Source organism: Fibrivirga algicola (assembly GCF_011742925.1).
GTDB lineage: Bacteria > Bacteroidota > Bacteroidia > Cytophagales > Spirosomataceae > Fibrella > Fibrella algicola.
Map to the genome: position 1 here is coordinate 305088 of NZ_WAEL01000003.1, position 18336 is coordinate 323423.

General features: G+C 53.7%; 9 protein-coding genes. 3 read left to right on the top strand and 6 right to left on the bottom strand.

Translation table 11 applies throughout. The features are described 5' to 3' along the window. Positions 1 to 65: 65 nt before the first annotated feature. From F7231_RS09785 to F7231_RS09810, 6 genes are all read right to left on the bottom strand, one after another. On the bottom strand, positions 66 to 2450 hold the full coding sequence (locus tag F7231_RS09785; protein ID WP_166691761.1) for an ABC transporter permease: 2385 nt from the start codon (positions 2448 to 2450) through the stop codon (positions 66 to 68). Positions 2451 to 2522: 72 nt separating this feature from the next. Further along, on the bottom strand, positions 2523 to 4946 hold the full coding sequence (locus tag F7231_RS09790; RefSeq protein WP_166691762.1) for an ABC transporter permease: 2424 nt from the start codon (positions 4944 to 4946) through the stop codon (positions 2523 to 2525). Positions 4947 to 5014: 68 nt separating this feature from the next. Continuing rightward, positions 5015 to 7441 (bottom strand): ABC transporter permease, encoded by a 2427-nt coding sequence (locus F7231_RS09795; RefSeq protein ID WP_085410882.1) that lies wholly within the window; start codon positions 7439 to 7441, stop codon positions 5015 to 5017. Between the two features lie 76 nt (positions 7442 to 7517). Next, on the bottom strand, positions 7518 to 9920 hold the full coding sequence (locus F7231_RS09800) for an ABC transporter permease (RefSeq protein ID WP_166691763.1): 2403 nt from the start codon (positions 9918 to 9920) through the stop codon (positions 7518 to 7520). Positions 9921 to 9998: 78 nt separating this feature from the next. Further along, entirely contained in the window at positions 9999 to 12416 is a 2418-nt protein-coding gene (locus F7231_RS09805; RefSeq protein ID WP_166691764.1) for an ABC transporter permease, read from the bottom strand. Positions 12417 to 12487: 71 nt separating this feature from the next. After that, positions 12488 to 14917, bottom strand: coding sequence for an ABC transporter permease (locus F7231_RS09810; protein ID WP_166691765.1), 2430 nt, complete (start codon positions 14915 to 14917; stop codon positions 12488 to 12490). 318 nt (positions 14918 to 15235) lie between these two features. Between F7231_RS09810 and F7231_RS09815 the strand changes: the two genes are divergently transcribed. The 3 genes from F7231_RS09815 (at position 15236) to F7231_RS09825 (ending at position 18231) form a co-directional block, all read left to right on the top strand. Then, entirely contained in the window at positions 15236 to 16084 is an 849-nt protein-coding gene (locus F7231_RS09815) for an alpha/beta hydrolase (protein ID WP_166691766.1), read from the top strand. A gap of 80 nt (positions 16085 to 16164) precedes the next feature. Beyond that, positions 16165 to 16884: a DUF8737 domain-containing protein gene (locus F7231_RS09820; protein WP_085410887.1), complete on the top strand. Its 720-nt coding sequence runs from the start codon at positions 16165 to 16167 to the stop codon at positions 16882 to 16884. Positions 16885 to 17007: 123 nt separating this feature from the next. Further along, on the top strand, positions 17008 to 18231 hold the full coding sequence (locus F7231_RS09825) for an ABC transporter permease (protein ID WP_085410888.1): 1224 nt from the start codon (positions 17008 to 17010) through the stop codon (positions 18229 to 18231). Positions 18232 to 18336 lie beyond the last annotated feature (105 nt).

Consider the following 18336-nt stretch of genomic DNA (forward strand, 5'->3'; position numbering starts at 1 on the left):
AAGGGAGAATAGATGAAAGCGAAGAAGGGAAGCCACAAGCAGGTATCAGCAATACCTTTCCTGCTTCACTCCGTTCGTAAGCTGTTCACCGGGTTAGCCATGGCGGCTTTAACAGCCTGAAAAACAACCGAGACCAGCGCAATCGTTACCGCCAGCAGACCAGCCAGCGCCACGTACCACCACTGAATGGCCGTGTGATAGGCGAAGTAGCTCAGCATCTTCCCACCGAGCCACCAGCCTATGGGCGAGGCAATCAGGATAGCCAGCGCCACCAGTTTCAGGAAATCAGACGACAGCAGGGTCGTGATGCTCAGGACCGACGCGCCCAGCACTTTCCGAACGCCAATCTCCTTGGTTCGTCGTTTGGCCACGAGCGAGATAAGTCCAAAAATACCCGCGCAGGCGATGAGAATGGCGACCAGCGTGACGAAGCCAATCATGCGCCAGATGTTGTTGATCGCCTGGTAGTTTTTAGCCAGTTCATCGCTGATGAAGACATATGACAGACTCCGACGGGCGGGAATCTTCTTGAAATCTGCTTCTAGTTCACGAATTAGTGAAGCCGCTTTGGCCTGTTCGGTCAGGCGTATCGTCAGGAAGTTATTCAGGCGTTGCCGACCGGAATACCACTGCACCAGCGGTTCTACCTTATCTTTTAGGCTCAGGTAGTGATAGTCTTTCGTAACCCCAATGACGGTAAATACCTGCTCGCTGTTTAGCTGCCGAAGTCGTTTACCCACCGCCGTTTTCCAGCCAAATGCCCGCATCGCCGATTCGTTGATGACTACCGCGTTATTGGCCGAATCGGCGGGCGTGGCATCGGAGAAATTACGGCCTTCAATCATCGGGATCCGGTACGTTTCGGTATAGCCAACCGCGCCCGATCCGTGCCGAATGTGTACTTTTTTCACCTCGTCACCCTCGGGGTAATAGCTGTTGAAATTGTTCTGATACCCAACCGGCGTTACGTCTGAACTGGTGAATGAAACAACGTTCGGGTTCTGACGAAGCCTATCCAGAATGACCTGCCCCTGCGAAATGGCAGCGGTTTCGTTGCGGTAAGCCAGATCCGTTTTGAACACGAGCAGATTGGCCTGGTCGTAGCCCAGATCGGCCTGTTTCATGTATTGAATCTGTTCGCGCATGCCGATGGTACTAAGCATGAAAATGATGGCGAGCATAAACTGAAACACAATCAGCCCGTTCTGCCGCAGGCGACCTTTCTGCGGACTGGCCGAGATCTTACCCTTCACCGATTCGGTCACGTTCAGCCCCATCAGGTACAAGGCTGGGTACGTTCCGGCTACTATAGCTACGGCCAGCGCCACGCCCAGCACCGTCAGCATGGTCGGGTAATCGTCGGCCAGCGAAATATCGAGTTGCATCCGACCGTCGCGCATGTGGTTGAAGCCGGGAATGAGGTAGTAATTGGCAAACAGCCACGACAGCACCAGCGACACCAGCACGACCAGCCCCGACTCGACCCAGAACTGATTGAGCACGAGCCGACGAGTGGCCCCCACCACCTGCCGAACGGCCACCTCCTTAGCGCGGGGCAACGCCGAGGCTGTGTTGAGGTTGACCATATTGATACCAATGATCAGCAGCAGAAAGGCCGCAATGGTCAGCGCGCCGTTGATGAGACCCGAAAAGGACGGGTTTTCGACATGAATAAAGTCTTTGTAAGCGCCAAGTTTCAGGTGCTGATTCTGGGCCTCATCGCTGAAATGGCGCTTGACCAATTGCGGCAATTTCGCTTCCAATCTGGCCTTTTCTGCGCCGGGTTTGAGCACGATGAACACCGATGCGAAGGTGTTGTACCAGTCAGCGTTTGACCGAAAACCCGGATCGTCCATCAGGTTAGCGGCAGGTAACAGCACCTCAAACTGTTGCGACGAGTTCGACGGAATCTTGTCAAGCACCCCCGTGACGGTATACGCCAGCGTATCATCCAGCATGACAGTTTTTCCGATAGGTTCAACGTCACCAAACAGGTTCTGCGCTACGCCTTCGCTCAGAACGATCGACCGTTTGTTTTGCAGCGCCGTAGCTGGATTACCTGATTTCAGCCCGAAACTAAACACGTCGAAAAAAGTGGAATCAACGTAAGTAGTCCGGTGCTGAACGTTCTTGTCGCCGTACTGAATCCAGGGTTGGTTCCAGCCCTGAATATGCGTTCCCGTTTCAATTTCGGGGTAGTCGCGCATCAGCTGATCCAAAATGGGGTACACCGTCTGGTTGTACGTTTGCCCATCCGCGTTGGTCGTCTGAACATAGTACAGCCGGTCCAGCTTGGTGTGGAACTGGTCCCAGGTCAGGCATTTCTGGGCAAAGAGCACTAGTACCACCACACAGGCCAGCCCGACCGACAGGCCCAGCACGTTGATACCCGACAGCAGCCGATTCTGCCACAAATTCCGGAGCGCGATTTTGATGTAGTTGCGTAGCATAGGGGTTGGGGCGCGGGGCTTAGGGTGGCTGACGCGAGAGCAATACCCCACGCCCCAGGGCCCACGCATTTATCATTCTGATCGTAAACTTTTCACCGGATTCATCAACGCAGTAGCAATCGTTTTGCCGCCAATGGATACCAGTACCAGGACGAGGACCAGGAAGGCGGGCGCAGCGAAGAGCCACCAGCTTAGGTCGATGCGGACGGCGTAATTGGCCAGCCAGTTTGTAACGATGAAGTAGGTAATGGGCAAACCAATCACGATAGATAACAGGACGGTTTTGACAAACTCTTTCGAGAGCAACACCATCAGGTTCGCTGTACTGGCCCCAATCACCTTGCGAATGCCAATTTCCTTCGTGCGTTTGGAAACGGTGAACGTGGCTAGGCCGAATAGCCCGAGGCAGGAGATCAGAATGGCGAAACCGGTCAGGGCACCAAATACCTGCTGAAAGCGGTCGTCGGCTTTGTACTGCTTGTCATACTCACTGTCCATGAAGAAATAGCTGAACGGCGAATACGGGAAACTGGCCTCGTACACTTTCTTCAGCGTGGCGAGCTGCTCCTTGGCGTTACCCTCCGAAAACTTCACGCTGGCGAACGAATCGAAATCAGGCGAGTATAAATGAATGATCGGAATGTAAGGCGACTTGGGTGATTCGTAGTGGTAATTATTGATAACGCCCCGAATCACGGCTTTCCGTCCCCAGAAATCGACGCCTTTACCAATGGCCTCGTCAGGCGTGCGGATTCCCCAGAGCCGAATGGTTTCTTCGTTGACAATCAGTTGCCGCGTGGTGGTATCCGAAAAGCCCGATCGGGTGGTGGCGTCGAAGTTTTTGCCCGCCAATAGTCGAATCCCCATCAGGTTGATAAACGAGGTATCTATTGCCGCCATGTTGTAATTGTAGGAGGTCTTCGTGGCCGCACCAGCCAGATTGATGCCCGTCGTAGTACTCATTTGGGCTGATCCCATGCCCGGCACCGTGCTCGACAGCGATACCGCCTTTACCTGCGCCTGATCGAGCAGCATCTGTCGAAACTGGCCGTAATCTTTTTGGGCACTGCCCACCGGCGCTTTCACCACCAGGGTATGCTCGATGTTGACGCCTAGGTTCTGTTCCCGCAAGAAATTAACCTGCCGGTACACGGCGAACGTTTGTACCAACAAAATCAGGGTAATCGTAAACTGAAACACCACCAGCGACTTCCGCAGCAAGGCGCCCTGGGTAGAGCGGGCAAAATTCCCCTTAAGCACTGTGATCGGATCGAACGACGCCAGCACGAAAGCCGGATACAAACCCGACAGCAGGACACTCAGCAACAGAAATGCCCCAACACTCTGCCAGAAAAACAGATCGCCGAACACAGTGAAGCCTTCGGGCAACCCAGCCACATCGACAAACACCGACTGCAAGCCCGCTACGATACCTACTGCCAGCGCGCCAGCGACGAGATTGATCAGCACGGTTTCGATGAAAATCTGCGTCCGTATCTGTCCCTGTGTAGAGCCAACCACTTTTCGCATGCCAATTTCCCGCGCCCGGTCAAGGGCTTTAGACGTTGTCAGGTTGACGTAGTTGACAAAGGCACTCAGGAGCACCAGCAGCGCCACGCCCAACAGAAAATACACCGACCGCGCCTCGCCGTTGGGTTCGGTTTCAAAGTTCTTATGCGAATACAGGTGGATATCACCGATCATCTGACCCACCACTCGCTGGTTCATCATCTTTTTGTCACGGTGTAATCGGTTGTTGAAAGCCGCCAGCGATTTCGTAAACCCATCGTACGTGGCATTGTCGGCCAGCTGCACGTAGGTAAGGGTGTTGTTTCCGTTCCAGTTGTCTTCTGTTTCGCCATAGTCCGACAGCATCGTCGGGTACGAGAGAAGCATATCAAATTTCAGGTGCGTATTGGCCGGGCTGTCGGGCACTACACCGGCTACCTCTACCAATAGATTACCTTTCGGCCTCGGTATGGTGAGGGTTTTGCCCAATACATCGATCGTATTGAAGTAGGTTATGGCCATCGACCTTGTCAGAACAACCTGCCGGGGTTGAGTAAACAGCCCCTTCTGGCTTCCCCGAAGGAGTGGGTAGTTGAACAGGGCGAAGAACGACGAATCAACCGCCAGCACTTTATTCACCAGATAATACTTGTCGCCTACCCGAACCGTCACGCTGGGATCACCAAGGGGGTAAGCCCGCGTGTAATTCACTACTTCGTTCATTTCCCGATTGGCTCTAGCGCCAATTGGAGGGAAAGTCTCGGTATCCTGTGTGTTGACGCTGCCACCGTTCATATAATCCGTGGTCAGTCGTGCCAGCCGATCAGCCAGCGGGTGCGTGTTTTCGTAGCTCAGTTCGAAACGCACATACTGGATAATGAGCAACGACATAGCCAATCCAGTGGCCAGCCCCACCACGTTAATGAGCGTGAATGTGGATTCCTTCCTGAAGGTCCGAAGGGCTATTTTGATGTAGTTTCTTAGCATGGGGCTGGGGGCGAAGGGCTGGGGTAGCTGACGCGGGAGCGATATCCCGAGCCCCCGGCCCTTCGCATTTATTCCGATCGTAAACTTTTCACCGGATTCATCAACGCGGCTTTGATACTTTGAAAACTCACTGTGGCCAGAGCAATGGCGATAGCCGACAGACCGACCACGACAAACACCCAGGGGCTGATGTCGATGCGGTGCGAATAATTGGCTAACCAGGTTTGCATACCGAACCACGCCAGCGGCACGGCAATGAGCAGGGCGATCAGGACCAGCTTCACGAAGTCGCGGGAGAGCAACAGGACGATGCTGGGAATGGTGGCGCCCATTACTTTCCGAATGCCGATCTCCTTCGTCCGCTGTTCAATCATCAGCAGAGCGATGGCAAACAAACCGATACACGATAGCAGAATGGCCACGCCCGACGCCAGGCTTAACACCTGCGACAGCTGGGCTTCGTTCTCGTACCACTCGTCCACATTTTTATCCAGGAACGTACCCAGGAACTCTGCCTGCGGGGCCACCTCTGTCCAAACTTTTTTCAGCCGCTCCATCGACCCGGCCAGGCTTTGCGGGGCCATCCGGACAAAGACGTAGCGGATGGTCTCGGTATTCGATATGTGCAACGTGATCGGGTTCGCCTTGTCCGATAGCGAGTAAAGCCGAAAATCGGGCACGACGCCGATGATCTGCTGCTTGGTTCTCGTTGTGTCGCCATCGTCGCCCAGCAACGTACCTACGGGGTTGGCCATGCCCATCATCTTCGCCATACTCTGCGTGATGATGACTCGATTCGTAGAATCGCTGGCGTAAGCCCGGTCGAAATCGCGACCGGCAACTGGCTTGATTTTCAAGGTTTTCAGGTAGTCGAAATCAACCAGCAACAAGTCGCTCGTGATGTCCCGGCCCTTGAACGTGTAGCCAACTGTGCTTCTGGAGCTGACCCGGTCTTTGCCTTTGCCCAGGTTGACGTCCGTTCCCGTAATAGATAGCACCGTGGGGTCATTGGCCAGCTTGTTTCGCAGCCGTTGCAGTACCTGACGGCCGTTCACTTGCGTGCCTACCGGAATACTGATCACCTGCTCTTTATCGAAACCGAGCGGTCCCTGTCGCAGATAACCCACCTGCTGAAACGCAATAATGGTGCAGCAAACCAGCAGGCAGGATAACGCAAACTGGGTCACGATGAGCGCGTTGCGTAACACCCCCGGCCGCTTCGTCGACACGCTTCCTTTCAGCACCTCAATGGTGTTGAACTTCGCCATTTGCCAGGCTGGGTACCCTCCCGCAATCAGCGTAACGAGCAAAACAACGAACAGCACCAAGCCGACAAAGCCCGGCTGCAGTAAGTAATCGACTTTTAGCTTAGCGCCGAACTGTGCGTTGAACGCCGGCATCAGCAGATACATCAGCATGGCTCCAAACAGGAAGCCGATGACGCAGATCAGGCCCGATTCGCTCCAGATCTGAACAAACAAGCTACTCTTCAACGCGCCCAGCGATTTCCGAACCCCCACCTCACGCGCCCGGGTAAACGACCGGGCAACGCTCAGGTTGATGAAGTTGATCGAGGCAATGGCCAGAATGAAAAACGCCATGCCCAGCAGCACGTAGATAATGGCAACGGGCGTTCCCCGGCTATCGCTCATCTCGCGGTTGAAATGCACGTTGGCGAGCTTCTGCAACCGCAGAGCAAACACATCGCCACGCGCATCAGGCTGCGCCTTTTTCTTCATCAACCCATCAATCTGACTTTGAAAATATTTCTGAGTGAAGGGTTTCAGCCGACTTTCAAACGCTGCCTGATCGACCTGCGCCGGGAGCTTGATGAATACGGAATGCGAATTATCCGTCCAGTTGTCTTTGCCTTGCTGATACATCGATGCGTTCTCGATCCGTACCAGCGCATCGAATCTAACCGATGAATTATCAGGTACGTCCTTCAGCACGCCCACCACCACGTAGTCTTTCTGACTGCCGATGCTACCGATTTTTAGTCGTTTCCCCACCGCGTCGGTCGTACCAAATAAGTCAGTCGCCATATTTTCGCTGATGACAACGTTACTCAGCTCGCGCAGGGCTGATTCCCGGTTGCCGGTGAGCAATGAAAACGAGAAGATGTTCAGAAAATCAGGGTCGGTGAAGTTAATCAGCTTATCGAAGTACTTGCCGTTTACCTCGACCAGACTCTTCCGCCCCGCTACGATGCGGGCGGCCTGTACATCGGGGAAATCAGCCTTGAGCGCTGCGGTCAGCGGCAACGGCATCGACCCGTTCTTAGTCGGACTCTCCGGATCGTTGGCGAACAGGTACGTCTGGAATATCCGGTCGCCGTCTTTATGAAAGGAATCATACGTCAGGTGCAGATAGGCCGTCAGCAGCAGGAAGACAGTAATGCAAAAAGCCACGCCAAGGCCCAGCACGTTGATGGCGGCGTAACCCCGGCTACGCCACAGCGTCCGGAAAGCGATTTTGAGATAGTTTTTTAGCATAGGACTTGGGGCACGGGACTTGGGGTGGCTGACGCGAGAGCAATACCCCCGCCCCAGGCCCCAAGCGCCATGCATTTTATTCCGTTCGTAACGCTTTTACCGGATTCATCAACGCGGCTTTAATGGCCTGGAAACTAACCGTCAGCAGCGCGATCGCAACGGATAACGTACCTGCCAGGGCAAAGATCCACCACGCTACGTCGACCTTATAAGCGAAGTCATTGAGCCAGGTGTTCATGGCCCACCACGCCAACGGTGAGGCAATGACAATCGCGATCAGGACCAGTTTTATGAAGTCTTTGGATAGTAAGGCGACGATACTATACACACTGGCACCTAGTACTTTCCGAACGCCGATCTCTTTCGTGCGCTGCGCCGTGGTGTAGGCAGATAATCCGAAAAGGCCCAGACAACCCAAGAAAATGGACAGGAACGCGAATACGCTGAACACCCGTCCCGTCCGCATTTCGCTGGCGTATAGGGTATTGAACTGCTCATCCATAAACTCGTATTCGAATGGCTGATCGGGCAGCAGCGATTTCCAGGTACGTTCCAGCGAGGTTATCGTATTGGCCATGTCGCCCCCGCCCACCTTAACCAACAGCACATTACCATAGCCTTCGGGGAACAGTACGATCGGACCAACCAATTGTTTCAGCGATGAAAAATGGAAATCGGCCACGACAGCTTTCACTTTGCCAGCCCGGCCATTGACGTTCATCTTCTGCCCAATGGCCTGTTGTGGGGTCCAGCCTAATTCCTTCGCGCCCGATTCGTTGAGCAGAAACCGGTAGCGATCCAGACTGTCGACACCGGCCTGAGCGGTTCGATCCATATCGTCGATTGTCAGGTCTTCGCCCGCCACGATACGCAGGCCTGTAGCCTTCACGAATTCTTCATCGATGGGCAGACCCGTCACCATTTTCTGCTGTTTCTCGGTCATATCGGGCCGACCCATGCTGTAACCGCCACCCACAAATACCGGTGACTCGTAAGCCATCGACACCTGCTGCACGTTGCCACTACGCTTGAACTCGCTTTTCAGCGTCCGTAGTTTGTCGGCCACCTGCTGATTGGCGGGCAGCATCAGCACCCGGTCGCGATTGTAACCCAGCTTTTTGTGCTGAATGAAATCGAGCTGATTCCGAACTACCAGTGTGCTTACGATCAGGAAAGCGGTGATGGCGAACTGGCCCACGATCAACCCCCGTCGAAGGCTGCCACCGCCCGCCATCATCCGCCCCTGAAGCGCCCGCATCGGCTGGAAACGGGCCAGTATCCAGGCCGGATACCCGCCCGCCACCAGAGCCACCAGCACGCCAATCATCAATACGCCCATTATCCAGGCCGGCGTGAGCCAGTCAGCGGCGGTAAAATGCCGGTCAGATAATTGGTTGAACAGCGGTAACAGCAACCACGCCAGCCCAATGCCCAATAACAACGCCATGCCCGTTACCAGCACCGACTCGCCCATGAACTGACCGAACAGTTGACCCCGCTCGGCACCCAGCACTTTCCGGACGCCTACTTCCTGCGCCCGTTCTACCGCCCGCGCCGTGGCCAGGTTGATGTAATTGACGCAGGCAATGAGCAGGATCAGCACCGAAATGATGCCGAAAATGTACACGTAGGTCAGGTCGCCATTCGGTTCAAACATCCCTTCAACTGATGAGCGAAGGTGAACCTGCCGGATGGGTTCGAGTTTGTAAGTCAGGTAATCGCCCCCTGTCATTCCCGTTTCGCCCGACTGCGATTTCATAAACGCCGGAATCTTGTCCTGCAACGCCGCAATGGCTTCGGGCGAGCGCAACAGCAGGTACGTGCCATAATTGGCCGACCACCACTCTTCGGTTTTCGACGCCCGCAACGTGGTGAACGAGGCAACCAGATCGTACTTGATCTGTGAATTGGCCGGGCTGTTGGCCACTACGCCCGTCACGGTCAGGTACTTGTCGGCAGGGCCACCCGTTTTGACTTGCAGCACCTTCCCAATCGGACTGGCCGTACCAAAATACTTAGCCGCCGTCGCTTCTGATAGCACCACGAGGTTAGGCCCCGCCAACGCCGTTTGCGGGTTCCCTTTTAGCAATGCGAACGAGAACATGGAGAAAAAGGCCGAATCGGCGTAGATCAGGTGTTTTTCGCTAAACTGTCGATCACCCAGCCGCACCACGCCCTGCCCATTGATAAGCCGCACGCCTGTTTCAATCTCGGAGAAGCGACGGCCCAGTTCAGGCGCTACTTTGGTGCCCGTTTGGGGTGCCTGCCCCACTTTTCCCTGGCTGCTATATTCCATCGTCACGCGAACAAGCCGGTCGGCGTTGGCGTGAAAGGCATCGTAGCTCAGCTCGTTGCGGAGGTAGGTAAACAGCAGCAGGCAGGAAGCCAGCCCGATAGCCAGCCCCAGCACATTGATGAGCGTATTGACCCGATTGCGAGCCAGATTCCGAAGGGCGATTTTAACGTAGTTGCGTAGCATAGGGGTTGGGACGCGGGGCTTGGGGCAAGGGCAGAGCTTTTTAACCCCTGGCCCCAAGCCCCGCGCCCCATGCATTTATCATTCTGATCGTAAACTCTTCACCGGATTCATCAACGCGGCTTTTACACTTTGAAAACTGACTGTCAGCAGCGCGATACCGACAGCCAACGTACCTGCCAGGGCAAAGACCCACCAGTCCATATCAATTTTGTAAGCAAAATCCTGTAGCCAGCGGTGCATAGCATACCAGGCAATCGGACTAGCCAGTACAATAGCAATCAGGACCAGTTTCAGGAAATCTTTCGACAGTAGCGCAATCAGGCTCGACACGCTGGCCCCCAACACCTTGCGTACACCGATTTCCTTTGTCCGTTGTTGGGCGGTGAACGTGGCCAGACCCAGCAGTCCTAAACAGGCTACCAGCACCGCCAGCAGCGTGAAAAAGCTGAAGACCTGCCCAAATCGCTCGTCGGCCCGGTATTGTTTGTCGTAGCGCTCATCCAGAAACGAGTAGTCGAAAATATCGTCGGGGAAGTACTGAGCCCATGCCTGCTTCACAATCGCGATCGCCCGAGCCGGGTTACTATCGGCTAGTTTGATCGACAATCGGCCGTTTACCTCAGGGTCGAGGCGTAGAATAAGGGGTTCGTAAGCCTCGCGAAGCGATTGCTGATGGAAGTCATCGACCACGCCGACAATCTTGAGCTTGTCGCCCCAGAAGTCGATTGTTTTACCAAGCGCTTTTTCAGGACTATCGAAACCCAGTTGCCTGACGCCGGTTCGGTTGAACAGCACGGCGTCTTTAGCCCCCAGCTTAGGGTCGAAATTCTGTCCGGCAATCAGCTTCATGCCGAATGCGCGCGCAAAATCGTAGTCGACGCCAATCACCCGGTATTGCTTGCCCTCTGCTTCGGGTGTGCCAGCCAGCCGGATGCCTCCCGCGTTGAACTCTACTTTTTCGCCGGGAATATTACCCGACACGGTAACACTTTTGATCGTGGCCTGCTGCAGCAGCAGTTCCTTAAACGCTTTGGTGCGCCCAATCCGCGTAGAATCGTTTGATGGCCGGCTCAGAATTAGTGTCTGTCCAATATCGACGCCCAGATTCTGGCTCCGCATGTACTGCAATTGCCGGAACACGGTGATGGTCCCGATCAGCAGAAAGATCGACGCCGAGAACTGAACGACAACCAGCGATTTCCGTAAAAAGACATCCTTACGAAACACCTTGATACCGCTTTTCAGCACCGCTACCGGATTGAATTCCGACAGCACGAAGGCCGGATAAGCCCCCGATAAAAATGTACCGATACAGTACATGATACCCAGTGACAGCCAGAACGGAGCCGATACCACAAAAGCGTGGGTTAGCTGCTGATCGGTAAATGCATTGAACAACGGAATGGCCGCCACGATCAGCAGAAAGGCCGCGACTACCGCAATGAAATTCAGCAAGGCCGATTCAACCATAAACTGGCTGATCAGCTGGCTGCGGAACGAGCCAACCGCTTTACGCACGCCCACCTCCTTTGCCCGGCCAACGGCGCGGGCAGTTGCCAGATTGATGTAGTTGATCCAGGCAATGGCAATGATAAAGAATGCTACGCAGAGCAGAATGTAGACCGAATTTCCGTCGCCGTTGGCACCGGCCTCAAACATCAGATGGGAGTACAAATGAATGTCTGGCAAGGCTTGCAAGTGAAGCACAAGACCACTCTCCTTCTTCGTATCAATCAGGTCTTTTTTGGCCAGAAAAGCCGGAAATTTCGCATCCAGTTTTTGCGGATCAACGCCCTGTTTTAGTACGATATATGTGAGGCACCCATCCCAGTTCCAGGCGTTAGCCAATACTTTATCTGGCTCATTTTTCGGATTCACTAGCCGCTGGAACGTACTGAACGACAACAGGTAATCGGCTTTCAAGTGCGTATTCTGAGGAAAATCCTGATAGACGCCCGTTATCTTGACCGGAAACTCACGCTCTATCCTAATGGTCTGCCCTACCGGGCTTTTTGCACCAAATAGCCGCTTCGCCAGCGAGGTTGAAATCACGCCGGTATTCGGCTCAGCCAGCGCCGTTTTTGGGTTACCCGTCAGCAACGAATAGGAAAACACATTAAAAAATGACTCCGTGACAAACGCACCTTTTTCGACGGTTACTTTCCGGTCGTTAGCTTCCAGAAACAGGTTGTCCCGCATGTACACTTTTGTGTAGTTGTCTATCTCCTGAAATGCATCGGCCAGTTGGTTACCCACGGCGAACGGGCCACCGGCCCAGTCGGTTGAGAGTACGCCCTTCTCGTAGCGTTCTGCTTTGACCCGAAAAATACGATCGGCTTTTTCATGAAACCGGTCATAGCTCCGTTCAACATTCACGTACTGGAAAATAAGCAGCGTAGCCGCCATACCCACCGCCAATCCCGTGATGTTGATAAACGCGAAGCCCTTGTTGCGGAGCAGGTTGCGAAAAGCGATTTTGAGGTAGTTGCCTAGCATAGGGGTTGGGGCGCGGGGCTTAGGGCGGCTGACGCGAGAGCAATACCCCCGCCCTAAGCCCCGCGCATTTATTATTCAGATCGTAACGATTTCACCGGATTCATCAATGCGGCTTTTATGCTTTGGAAACTAACTGTGAGCAGGGCTACGGCCACTGCCAGCGTACCGGCAATGGCAAAGACCCACCACTGAATGTCGATTTTGTAGGCGAAGTCGGCCAGCCAGGCGTTCATGGCCCACCAGGCAATGGGGCTAGCGAGGGCAATGGCAATCAGCACCGGTTTCAGCACGTCTTTCGAGAGCAGTCCGACCACGCTGGCCACGGTAGCGCCCAGCACCTTCCGAACACCGATCTCTTTGCGGCGTTGCTCAGCCGTAAACATGGCCAGGCCAAACAGGCCCAGGCAGGCCACGAAGATGGTAAGCCCGGAAAACAGGCCCAGCACACGGCCCGTCTGTTGCTCGGCCAGGTACGTCTGCATCAGGCTTTCGTCCAGAAACGAATAGCTGAACGGCACCTCGGGCTTGAACGCGTCCCACTGCTTGTTCAGGCTGGCCAGCAATCCGCTGACATCTTTTGTTTTGGCCTTGATGATAATCGACCCTTCGCCTTTTCCGAGCACCATCAGCAAGGGCGTAATTCGTTCGTGGAATGATTTGAAATGGAAATCCTTCACCACGCCAAGGACCCGGTAGGTCAGTCGACTACCGTCATTCTCGGTATGCGTAATGGTGTGGCCTAGCGCGTTACCCGTCCAGCCATAGGCTTTTACGGCCGTTTCGTTCAGGATCACGCCTGTTGAATCGGTCGGAAATTGCGGTGAAAAATTGCGGCCCGCTACCATCTCCATCCCCATTGTCGGAATATACCGGCCGTCGATATCGTAGCGTAGGGTAGTAATTAGCTGCGCCGAGTTATCATCGGCATACGAAATGAAGTTGTTGTTATTGGTTGGTCCGGCGGGTAAGTAGCCCGACACGCTCACATTAGCCACCCGCGAGTCCTGTTCCAGTTGTTGGCGAAAAGCCGCTTCGTTTTTACCGAGCCGCCACGCGTCGCGCAGCACCAGCACCTGGTCTTTATCGTAGCCTAGTTTGGTGTTCTGAATGAAGTTGAGCTGTTGGTAGACCACCGTAGTACCCACCATCAGCAGCATCGCGATGAAGAACTGAAACACCACCAGCCCCGACCGTACGCCAACGCCCGACCTGCCTGCCCGACTAAACGGCGTACCTCCCTTCAGCACCGCAATCGGTTTGAACGACGACAAGAAAAAAGCCGGATAACTCCCCGCCAGCAGACCAACCAACGTACCCAGCAACAAGATACCCGGCATTAGCCAGGGCGATTTCAGCCGACTCAGGCTCAATTCTTTCCCTGCCAGATCGTCGAAGAAAGGCAGGGCGATTGCTACCAGCACAACCGCTAAAATCAGCGCAACGGCCGTCAGTAGCAGCGACTCGATCAGGAACTGGCTTGTCAGGCTGGACCGTAGCGACCCCAGCACTTTCCGCACACCGACCTCTTTTCCACGTTTCGAAGCCCCGGCTGTGGATAAGTTCATAAAGTTGATGCAGGCGATTAGCAGCATGAATACGGCAATGGCGCCGAAAATCCAGACGTATTGGATGTCCCCCCCCGCCTCCAGGTTACCCGTCGTATCGGAGTTGAGATGAATGTCGGTTAACAGGTTTAGGAATAGGCCAATCTGATTGCCTTTCTGCAGGAACTCGTTCATGGTCATGCCAAACGCTTTCTGCAATTGCGGCCCCATGTACGTGGCTACAATTTTTGGTAGTTTCGCTTCCAGTTGTTTATAATCATATCCCGTTGGCAACACCAGGTACGTATGGTATTCTGACGTCATCATCGATGTGGAGTTGGCATCGGGCGCGCCAACCATCGACGCGAAAAAGTCACCGTGGAAGTGCGAGTTGGTGGGTACGTCGTTCATTACGCCCGTTACAGTAAAGGCCATATTCCAGCTTTTCACCGTCAGCACCTTCCCAACCGGATTTTCGCGACCGAAATATTTCTCCGCCGCCGCTTGTGAGATAATCACCGTGTTTGGCTCCGATAACGCGGTTTTGGTATTGCCGGAAACGAGCGGTAACGTGAATACCTCGAAGAAGTTAGGGTCAACGTAGGCGAAGCGTTCGTTCGGAAATGATTTTTCGCCGTAGGTCACCAGCGATGGCCAGGCCGCACGTAATCGGGTGGCGGCTTCTACTTCCGGGTAGTTCGCTTTCAGGATTTGCGCTACGGGCGGCATCACATGCGCCTCCCGAATCTTCTGCCCGTTGATCGACGCCCGGAATACAACCCGGACTATGCGATCAGCTTTCTCGTTATAACGGTCGTAGCTCAGTTCATCGAGAATAAACAGGCCGATGAGCAGACACGTACCCAGCCCAATTGCCAGACCAACGATGTTGATCGCCGAGAAGGCTTTATTGCGGATCAGATTCCGCCAGGCGATTTTAAGATGGTTCTGGAACATGAGATGCAGGCGCGTGCCATTTATTGACTAAGCCTCATCCAAATCCAGTACCGTAAATTCAATCGATTGATAATCAACACGCTAAAATCAACATTTCCTTTTCTGCTGTCCGCATTCGGACGTTTTGATTTATAAGCGGACAATAACGCAGGCATTATACTGAGCTGATCTAAGACTCAATCAGTAAGGGTACTTCGCAGGTACGTACCCGTCAGGAAACGAATTAATAATCCTTAAAAAGTAATCGGTCATTAGAACGGTCGTGGTTTGTCAGTACTCATTAGCCTATCTAGTTTGTTCTTACCTACTCTTTTCAAAATGATCGCGCAACTCACTAAGTTAGTAAGCGTTGGCAGCCTGTTCTTCGTCATCGGATGCCAGTCGAACACAGCCAATACAGCATCGTCCACCGAGAGAAACGACAGCTTTGCCCTCTTTTCACCTACGGTAAAAGACTCCTTTTATATCCAGACTCAGGTACCAATCGAATACAATGACAGTATCGCCAAACGATACCCTGTTGTTATTCTACTGGATGCTAACTTTCATTTTCCTATGCTGGCGGCCAGCGTGCGACAGTATGAGAAAGCGGGTTTGTTACCGCCACTTATTCTGGTAGGCGTTGGCTACAAATCGCTCAACGCCATGGACTCATTGCGCACCAGAGATTACCTCTACCCGGCAGCCTTGCCATCAGATGAGCTAACAGCGGTCGGTGGCGGTGAGCGCTTCAGGCAGTTCATTGTCAATCGTTTACTCCCGACAATCGACTCAACATTTAGAACCACTAAGCAGAATCGAGCGCTACTTGGCCATTCATTGGGGGGTTATTTCACGTTGTATTCGCTGCTGGCGCAGACAACAAACAAGACAGAAGAATTCACCAAGTTTATTGCGGCCAGCCCCTCGCTCTGGTACCACGACTTTTACCTGAACCAGTTACCGACAACATTGGCCTCGCTGAATCAGAAAGACTCTAGCTACATTTTCGTCTCAGTGGGCGGTACCGAAAATCCGGTTTGGGACATCAAACCAGTGGCTAATCTGACAACGAGCCTTAAAAAGAACAAGAAGCTGGTTGTAAAAGGAAGTGTCTATGATCAGCTTGGGCATATGGACACCGGACAGTTAAGTTTCCTGAAAGGCCTTCAGGCATTTTACCACTAGCTATACATCATCGATAGCGTATAGGCGACAGGTTTCTTACCGGAATTGATAAGATTTGCATAGAACTACCGCCTAGCACCATGCTATCTACCCTGCCAGCCTACATTCCGATCACCTTCGGACTAACAACCCTTGCCACTCTTTTGCTTTTCTACAGGGGGCTCAAACGGGCCCGGACTGATACCGTTCGACGAAAAGCTATGCCGATCCTGCTAGGACTAATCGGCTGGCTGTTGCTTCAGGCGCTCCTGCCGCTGAACGGTATATATGCTCAGGCAGGTACGCCAGGACCTCCCAGACTGGTTTTGTTTAGCATTATACCGACCCTATTGGCCATTGTTTTCCTGTTCGCCACCGCTGGCGGGAAACGATTCATCGACAGCTTACCACTCAAGGACCTAACGTACCTGAACGTGGTACGTATTCCCGTTGAGTTGGTCTTGTTCTGGCTATTCATCCACAAAGCCGTACCGGAACTGATGACGTTCGAGGGGCGTAATTTTGATATTTTCTCCGGTCTCTCGGCGCCCTTTGTTGCCTACTTCGGTTTCACAAAGGCCAGATTGAATCGTCCGCTTTTGTTCGTCTGGAATATCATCTGCCTGGGGTTGTTACTCATTATCGTCAGGTACGCGTTGCTGTCGGCACCTACGCCTGTGCAGCAATTCGCGTTCGATCAGCCCAACATTGCCATCGCCTATTTCCCCTTTAGCTGGCTGCCTACGTTCATCGTCCCCGTCGTTCTGTTCGGGCATCTGGTATCGATCCGGCAACTATTTGTTAAGCCAACGGCAACGTAACGTGAGCGTATCACCTGGCCAATGACAATACCGTCACTAGCCGCTTATCACATACGCATTGCCTGTGCATCAGGAAGTCTGCTATTTCGTGATGCCTGCCCAAAGCGTGGGTGTTACGTTCTGATGAAAAAAATCCTGGTTTCGTTCGCCACGGCCCTGCAAAACATCCGCACCCGATTTTTCCACACGGTACTGTCAATACTCGGCATCGTGATCGGCGTGGCGGCGCTGGTCGCCATTTTGTCATTGATCGACGGCATGGAACAGTACGCGCAGGAGCAGATCACTAAAACGACGTCGCTCAAAGCGATTATTGTGCAGTCGAACCCGTACAAAACGGTAAATGAGGTGCAGGTACGTAAGGCCGATTATGCGCACTTCAACTCTGGCTCCTTCGGGAAAATGCGGGCATCGCTGACCAAACCTGCTACGGCTTACCTGTATTGTCGGCAGAATGGCGAGTTAGGGCTAGAGACGCCAACCCGCAAAACAGGCGCCATCATTACCGGATTGAGTTTACCCCTTCATCCTGATCTAACTCTTATTCACGGACGGGCGTTTACCGAAGCTGACCTGAACGGACAACATCCGGTGGCGTTCATCAATCAGAAGCTGGCCAAGCAACTGGCGGGTAAGCGACCCGAAAAAACGGCGATTGGTCAGCAGGTGACGTATAACGGTAAGCAGCTAACGATCATCGGCATATCGGCTGACAAGGATGCCAAAGTGGGGCAACTCCTGATGCCCCTTACGCTCCTGTCAGACAGTATGCTGGACGCTACGCCGCCCATGTGCGTAATTGAAGCGAATCGGGTTGAGGACGTACCTGCGTTGAAAAAAGAAGTCGAAGGCTGGCTGAAAGCGAACATGAACGGCAAGCAGGCCGATTTTGCGGTTATCACCAACGAACAGCGCGTTGATCAGGCGGCGAAAGGATTTCTGTTATTTCGACTCATCATGGGTCTGATCGTGGGCATTTCGGTGCTGGTAGGTGGCATCGGCGTCATGAACGTGCTCCTGATCTCTGTCACCGAGCGCACAGTAGAAATTGGCGTTCGCAAAGCGCTGGGCGCTAAACGGCGCGATATCCTCTGGCAGTTCCTCTCCGAATCGATCACTATTTCAACGCTGGGCAGCCTGCTGGGCCTGACGCTGGGCGTGTTGAGCACACTGGCATTCATCCCCATCATCAAAGCCATCACCGATGTACCCTTCCAGGCTGCTTACACCTGGAATACGTTCGGTCTCATCATCGCCATCGCCATGCTGATTGGCATCCTCTTCGGCACGTACCCAGCCATGCGCGCCGCCCGCCTAGATCCCGTCGAAGCCATCCGGCGGGAGTGATTGGGCGTGGAGGAGCAAGGAACTTACGGCATGGGGTAAGGGGTTTCGCATGCGGGTCTTTAGACAGGCTCCGTTGTCGCTTGTCTGTGGAGAGTACCCTTTGTC